The organism is Geomicrobium sp. JSM 1781026 (assembly GCF_041949955.1).
Lineage (GTDB): Bacteria > Bacillota > Bacilli > Bacillales > Marinococcaceae > Geomicrobium_A.
In genome coordinates this window covers 22,050-28,184 of record NZ_JBHFQF010000019.1, presented here as the reverse complement: position 1 = coordinate 28,184, position 6,135 = coordinate 22,050, and the positions used below count along the sequence as shown (strand labels likewise).

Here is a 6,135-nt window from a genome sequence, read left to right as displayed (position 1 = left end):
TGTGATAAAATGCATGGATACGCAGCTCCTTGTCTATGACTTGTTTCGGCAAATTCAAGTATAGAGGACAAAGGAGCCTGCGTATTTTATTTTGCCTCAGTTGTTTTTCCACCCCAACATTTAGTGTAGAGCCCGAAAAAAAGACCTTCACCACGGGATTGGTGAAGGTCTTTTTGAACATATAAATAGACCTCACCTATGATGGCAAAGGTCTTGCTACAATCGGTCTGATTGCACTAAAGCCGGGGCAAAAATAGGCCCGTCATGACGACTTTAATGAGGAGCTACTCCCCTTTGTTAATCTAAATGTACGCTTTTCAGAAAGAAAAGTCAATAGAGAAAGTTCTCTAAAGGTATTTCGACAACTGTGCAGAAATATAGTAAATAGACTAACGATATAAAGGGATGATCCGATGACGATGATCAGAGCGGGTGTTGATATTGGTGGTACGTTCACGGACTTGGTGTTTATTACAAGTGATGGAGAGCGGTTTTTCGGCAAGACGTTAACGACGTATCCAGATCCTTCGGAAGGATTTATTAAAGGGCTCGATGAAAATATGAAAAAACACGGTTGGTCGTATGATCAGCTGGAGAGTATCATTCACGGGACGACACTCGTCGTGAACGCGTTAATTGAGCGAAACGGCGCAAAGACAGCGCTCATTACGACGGAAGGGTTTCGAGATCAATTGGAAATTGCGTCAGAAAGCAGGTATGACTTGTATGACTTGATGGTCGATAACCCGGCGCCACTCGTTCCCCGGCACTTACGGTTTACCGTGCCAGAGCGTTTGACGAGTGATGGTAGTGTTTACAAACCTGTTGATGAAGCAAAAGTAGAAGAAGTGTTTCAGGAAATCGTTGCATCTGGCGTTGAGGCCGTTGCCGTTTGTTTGCTACATAGCTATCGAAATGCTGCCCATGAGCAACAAGTGAGAGAGGTTGCTAAGCGCGTCGCTCCAGAGTTGCATCTATCGATTTCATCAGAGGTGTCACCAGAAATACGCGAGTATCAACGATCGTCAACGACCGTCGCCAACGTGTTCGTCAAACCACTCGTCGAGCGATACTTAACCCAGTTGGAGCAGACATTAACGGAGAGAGGTTTTCGCGGTACGTTTCTCATGATGCTTTCTGGAGGGGGCACATGCACCGTCGAGACAGCTATCCAGTTTCCAATTCGTATATTAGAATCTGGGCCTGTCGGTGGGACGATTGCCGGTGCGCATTACAGCAAACAAGCCGATGAAGACCACGTACTCGTCTTTGATATGGGCGGGACGACGGCAAAGGCAAGTCTTGTTGATCAAGGCGTACCCCTTACGACGACAGAATTCGAAGTCGGTCGTGCTGACCGATTTTTGAAGGGGAGCGGCATGCCCGTCAAAGTGCCTGTCGTTGAGATGATTGAAATCGGTGCAGGTGGAGGCAGTATTGCCGGTGTTAACCGACTCGGCTTATTGAAAGTCGGTCCAAAGAGTGCGAGCAGTGTGCCCGGTCCGGCAAGTTACGGGCAAGGGGGAACGGAGCCGACGGTAACGGATGCTGATCTGGTACTCGGGTATTTGAACCCGGATTATTTTCTTGGTGGAGATATGCGGTTAGACGTAGAAAAAGCGAAGGAAGCCATTCATAAAAAAGTCGCGAAGCCATTAGGGTTAGACCCAGTTGAAGCGGCGTGGGGTATTCATCAAGTCGTGAACGAAAATATGGCAAGTGCTGCCCGCATTCATGCGGTTGAAAAAGGAAAAGATGTGCGCAATTACTCCTTATATGCTTCGGGTGGTGCAGGCCCAGTTCATGTCGGCAATGTTGCGAATATTCTCGGGGTGAATACGATTGTGTTGCCAGTCGGGGCAGGCGTGAATTCTGCGTTTGGGTTCCTCACTTCGCCGTTAGCGTTTGACTTTGTGCGAAGCTTTTACGGGCGATTGCATGAACTGAATTGGGCACATGTGATGACGCTCGTTACCGAAATGGAAGAGGAAGGCAAGCAGCTGCTTGCGCGAGCCGGTGTGGGCGAAGGCATTACCGTCATTCGGAAAGCGGACATGAAATACCGGGGTCAGACCCATGAAATTACCGTATCGTTGCCGCTAGGAAACTTAGGTGATCAAGAAGAGGAGATTGTGAACCGTTTTAAAGACGCGTACCGAGAATTATATGCAGAAGCAAATGAAGAGATGGAAATTGAAACACTTAACTGGAGGGTAATCGTTCAAGGGCAAGAGCCAGTGTTACAACTGAAAAGCACAGAAGAAAGCGGCTTTAACCCGACCGAGAAAGCGACGCGTAACGTCTATTTCGGCGAGTGGATCGACACCCCAGTGTATGAGCGTGAGCAACTATTTGCTGGCGTTCAGCTCAAAGGGCCTGCCATTATCGAGGAAAGAGAGTCGACCGTCGTTGTGCCACCAGCGTTTCTTGTCACACTCGATCGTTCTCATAACATCATCCTTGAGCGCAAAGTTACAGATCAGGAGGTCTCAACAGATGCACAACAATCCACAACACGCATTTGATCCCATCCAGCTGGAAGTCATTTGGAATCGTCTCGTTACACTTCTTGAAGAACAGGCGAAAACGCTCATCCGCACGTCGTTTACAAGCATCCTTTCGGACGCCAATGATCTGTCTGCTGGTTTGTTCAACAAACAAGGTGACATGATCGCTCAAGCGAACACTGGAACCCCTGGGCATATCAATTCAATGGCAACAGGCGTGCGTCACTTTTTAAAGAACGTGGACACCGAAACGTTGAAACAAGGAGATGTGCTCATTGGCAATAATCCGTATGAAATTTCAGGTCATCTGTTAGATGTGACGATCGTTACTCCTGTATTTTTTAACAATGATCTCATCGGTTATTTTGCATCGACGTGTCACGTCTCCGATGTGGGAGGTCGCGGGTTTAGTCCAGAAGGAGAGAGCATTTATGAAGAAGGGCTGCATATCCCTTACATGAAGTTCTACTCCGAAGGAACAGTGAATGAAACGTTACTCGCCCTGATACGCACGAATGTGCGAGCACCGTACCAAGTCGTTGGTGACTTGCGCGCTCAAGTTGTCGCCCAAGAAGTCGCGATTGCTCGCTTAATTGAAACACTCGAGGAGTTTGATTTGCCAGATGTTGAAGAGGTCGGCGCAGAAATTATTCGCTTATCAGAAGAAGCGATGAGAAACGCCATTCGCGAGCTACCTGATGGCACGTATGAGAATGAGCTATGGAGTGACGGCAGCGAAAAGCCAATACGATTAAAGTGTGCACTTACCGTAAAAGGCGACCGAGTGCACGTCGATTTTGCCGGCACGTCAGAAGGAAGTAAAAAAGCGATTAACGTCTGCTTGAACTACACATTGGCGTACGTAAATTATGTGTTAAAAGCTACCGTGGCTCCTGATATCCCGAGCAATGAAGGCAGTTTTCGCCCGGTGTCCATTTCTGCACCTGAAGGTTGTGTCCTCAATGCCGTGCACCCGATGCCGACAGCATCGCGGCACATTATCGGTCATCTCGCGCCAGTTTGTGTGCTCGGCGCGCTTCATGAAATTCTCCCAGACCGAGTGCCTGCTGAAGGAGCAGCGGCAATTTTTGCCCTACAAGTGCACGGTGTTGACTTCGAGGGAGAACCTTTCTCCAATGTGGTGTTCAACGCCGGTGGAGCGGGTGCCAGACCGGGGAAAGATGGCTTGAATGCGACAACGTTTCCGTCCGGTGTGAAAGGGACGCCGGTAGAGATTATTGAGAGCACTTCTTCAGTGTTTATTCATGAAAAAGAATTACGCGAAGGTTCTGGTGGCGACGGTGAGTTTCGAGGCGGATTAGGCCAAAAAATCACATTTGGGGTTAGAAGCGACCAAGCTTATCACGTACCGCTCATGTTTGAGCGCACGCAATTTGCCCCGAAAGGGTTTTCTGGAGGTGCAGATGGGGCGAAAGCTAGAGTGTTCATTAATGAGCAAGAAGTACAAGAAACGAAAAAGCTCTACACGTTAGCAGCCGATGACGTGATGACACTTCATCTGCCTGGTGGGGGAGGGTTTGGTGATCCGAAACAGCGCTCAGCAGAATCAAAAGCTTATGACGAGCGAAATGGGTATGTGTTAAGATAAGATCAATAGAAAAGGAGATTGCGAGAATGGAAGGATTCCATTTGATTGTAATCTTTTGTGTGGCGCCGATTTTTCTGTCCATTTTACTCGGGGCCTACTGGCTTAAATATGAACGATTTCCTTGGCAGAAGCGATAATGAAGGAGGATTCCGATGAGGTTAGAAGGGAAAGTAGCTGTAATTACAGGTGCCGGCCAAGGCATTGGCGCGGGAATTGCTCGAACGTTTGGCAAAGAAGGGGCGCGCATTGTCATTGCGGAAGTGAATGAAGAAGCGGGCCGTGACACCGTTCAAGAACTGCAAAATGACGGGGTTGATGCCATCGTACTGCAAACCGATGTGGGTGACGAAGAGAGCGTTCAAGCACTCATGAAACGTGCCGTAAGTGAATACGGAAAGATTGATATTCTCGTAAATAATGCTGCGATTAATATTCGAAAAAGTGTTACCGATACAAGTTTGGAAGAATGGCAAAATGTGATGAATGTCAATTTAAACGGTCCGTTCCTCTGCTCAAAGTACGCCATCCCTGAAATGCAACGCTCAGGCGGGGGTTCCATCATTAACATCGCATCATGGCATGCAGAGAAGACGATTACCCGTCTTGCTGCGTATGCGAGTGCGAAAGGCGGACTCACAGCCCTCACTCGTCAGATGGCGCTTGATTACGGGAAAGATGAAATTCGTGTAAATGCGGTTGGACCGAGCACTGTAGATACGCCGCTATTACAGAATACATTTGCATCTTTGGAAGACCCTGAAGGGGCGTTTCGTGACACACTGAAATTTCAACCGATGGGCAGAATTGGCACAGTGGAAGACATTGCCAATGCTTGTCTTTTCCTTGCATCTGATGAGTCAACATACGTAAGCGGTCAGACAATTATGGTTGATGGTGGCGCGATAAACAAAATCGCGCGCCCGATTGAATTTGATTAATTAAATCCCGTGAAACAGCCCCAAAAGGTAGCGTGAGAGATCTGCTTTTGGGGCTGTTTCATGGAGTTAGCCTTGGTGTTTACGTAAGAAAGAAGGTAAATTATGCAGTTGCTCCTCGTGTTTAGTATCATTCTTCTTGGACTTACGATCGGCAGGGTGCTCCGCGTCTATGCCGATCGACAGCGACTGCCTAGATGGTTTCCGCTTGCCAAGTTCCTCCGGTTTCTTACGTTGTTTGTGCTGCTCGGAATGATGCCAATTATCCTCGTTGGCGCATTTTGGAACGCCGACCTTACGAATCAAACGTTTCTCATCTTACCGGTGCTCGGTGTGTTTACGATATTTCTTGGTGGCGTGCTCGCTGTACTTTTTGCTAAATGGATGAAGATGAGTAGAAAGCAAACCGGTTCTATGTTCGTGACCGGTGCTTTTTTGAATCTTGGCAGTTTTGGCGGATTGTTTGTTGTGTTTTTTATTGGACTTGAAGCACTTCCGTTCGTAGCGTTGTTTCGCTTGTTTGAGGAGCTCGTCTATTATACGATCTGCTATCCAATTGCTAGGAAATTCGGCGCTCAACGTACAGAGGATTCCCAGCCGAGATGGAAACGGATCTTGAAAGATCCGTTCATTATGGTCATCTTTTCTGCGATTTGTGTAGGGGCGCTCCTGAACGTCTCGAGCATTCCTTATGCCACCGTTTATGATCAAGTAAACGAATGGTTCGTGCCGCTGACGGTGATTTTCTTGCTCATTCCGGTCGGATTTTCAATGCGAATCGGATCTGTTGGAGAAAATATTAAACCGGCTACAATGATATTCACCATTAAACACCTAATTGTTCCTGTGACGGTTACAGGTGTTGCTTATTTGCTTGGTTTAGGTGCTTATGCCGAAGGGATGTTACTCAAAGTGATCCTCATCTTATCTGCCATGCCGCCAGCTGTCTCAGCGCTTGTCCCACCCCAGCTGTTTGGGTTGGATGAAGACTTAGCAAACGCAAACTGGATTGTGAGTACCATAGGATTGGTCGTCACATTACCGATTTTGTATATGCTTACAGCGATGATGTAATAGAGGCCCA

The 6,135-nt window shown here is 47.7% G+C and carries 5 protein-coding genes; 4 read left to right on the top strand and 1 reads right to left on the bottom strand.

The annotated features are described in order from the left end of the window. Positions 1-181, bottom strand: a 181-nt coding sequence (locus ACE1TF_RS20020; protein ID WP_375019386.1) for a hypothetical protein, incomplete at its 3' end; no start/stop codon positions are given. Between the two features lie 232 nt (positions 182-413). On the opposite strand from ACE1TF_RS20020, the gene ACE1TF_RS20015 reads away from it, so the two are divergent. From ACE1TF_RS20015 to ACE1TF_RS20000, 4 genes are all read left to right on the top strand, one after another. Beyond that, positions 414-2,525, top strand: a complete 2,112-nt coding sequence (locus tag ACE1TF_RS20015; protein WP_375019384.1) for a hydantoinase/oxoprolinase family protein — start codon at positions 414-416, stop codon at positions 2,523-2,525. Next, the gene (locus ACE1TF_RS20010; protein WP_375019382.1) at positions 2,497-4,116 is read left to right on the top strand and encodes a hydantoinase B/oxoprolinase family protein; all 1,620 of its coding nucleotides are present in this window, start codon (positions 2,497-2,499) and stop codon (positions 4,114-4,116) included. Before ACE1TF_RS20015 ends, ACE1TF_RS20010 begins: the two co-directional genes overlap by 29 nt. A 152-nt stretch (positions 4,117-4,268) precedes the next feature. Next, complete coding sequence (locus ACE1TF_RS20005) at positions 4,269-5,054, top strand: SDR family NAD(P)-dependent oxidoreductase (RefSeq protein WP_375019380.1); 786 nt, start codon at positions 4,269-4,271, stop codon at positions 5,052-5,054. A gap of 102 nt (positions 5,055-5,156) precedes the next feature. Then, entirely contained in the window at positions 5,157-6,125 is a 969-nt protein-coding gene (locus ACE1TF_RS20000; protein WP_375019378.1) for an AEC family transporter, read from the top strand. The last annotated feature ends 10 nt before the right edge of the window (positions 6,126-6,135 follow it).

What these genes read in the sequence shown, in the direction of transcription:
- ACE1TF_RS20015 (WP_375019384.1), top strand. Translation starts at nt 414, where the DNA reads ATGACGATGATCAGAGCGGGTGTTGATATTGGTGGTACGTTCACGGAC.
- ACE1TF_RS20010 (WP_375019382.1), top strand. Translation starts at nt 2,497, where the DNA reads ATGCACAACAATCCACAACACGCATTTGATCCCATCCAGCTGGAAGTC.
- ACE1TF_RS20005 (WP_375019380.1), top strand. Translation starts at nt 4,269, where the DNA reads ATGAGGTTAGAAGGGAAAGTAGCTGTAATTACAGGTGCCGGCCAAGGC.
- ACE1TF_RS20000 (WP_375019378.1), top strand. Translation starts at nt 5,157, where the DNA reads ATGCAGTTGCTCCTCGTGTTTAGTATCATTCTTCTTGGACTTACGATC.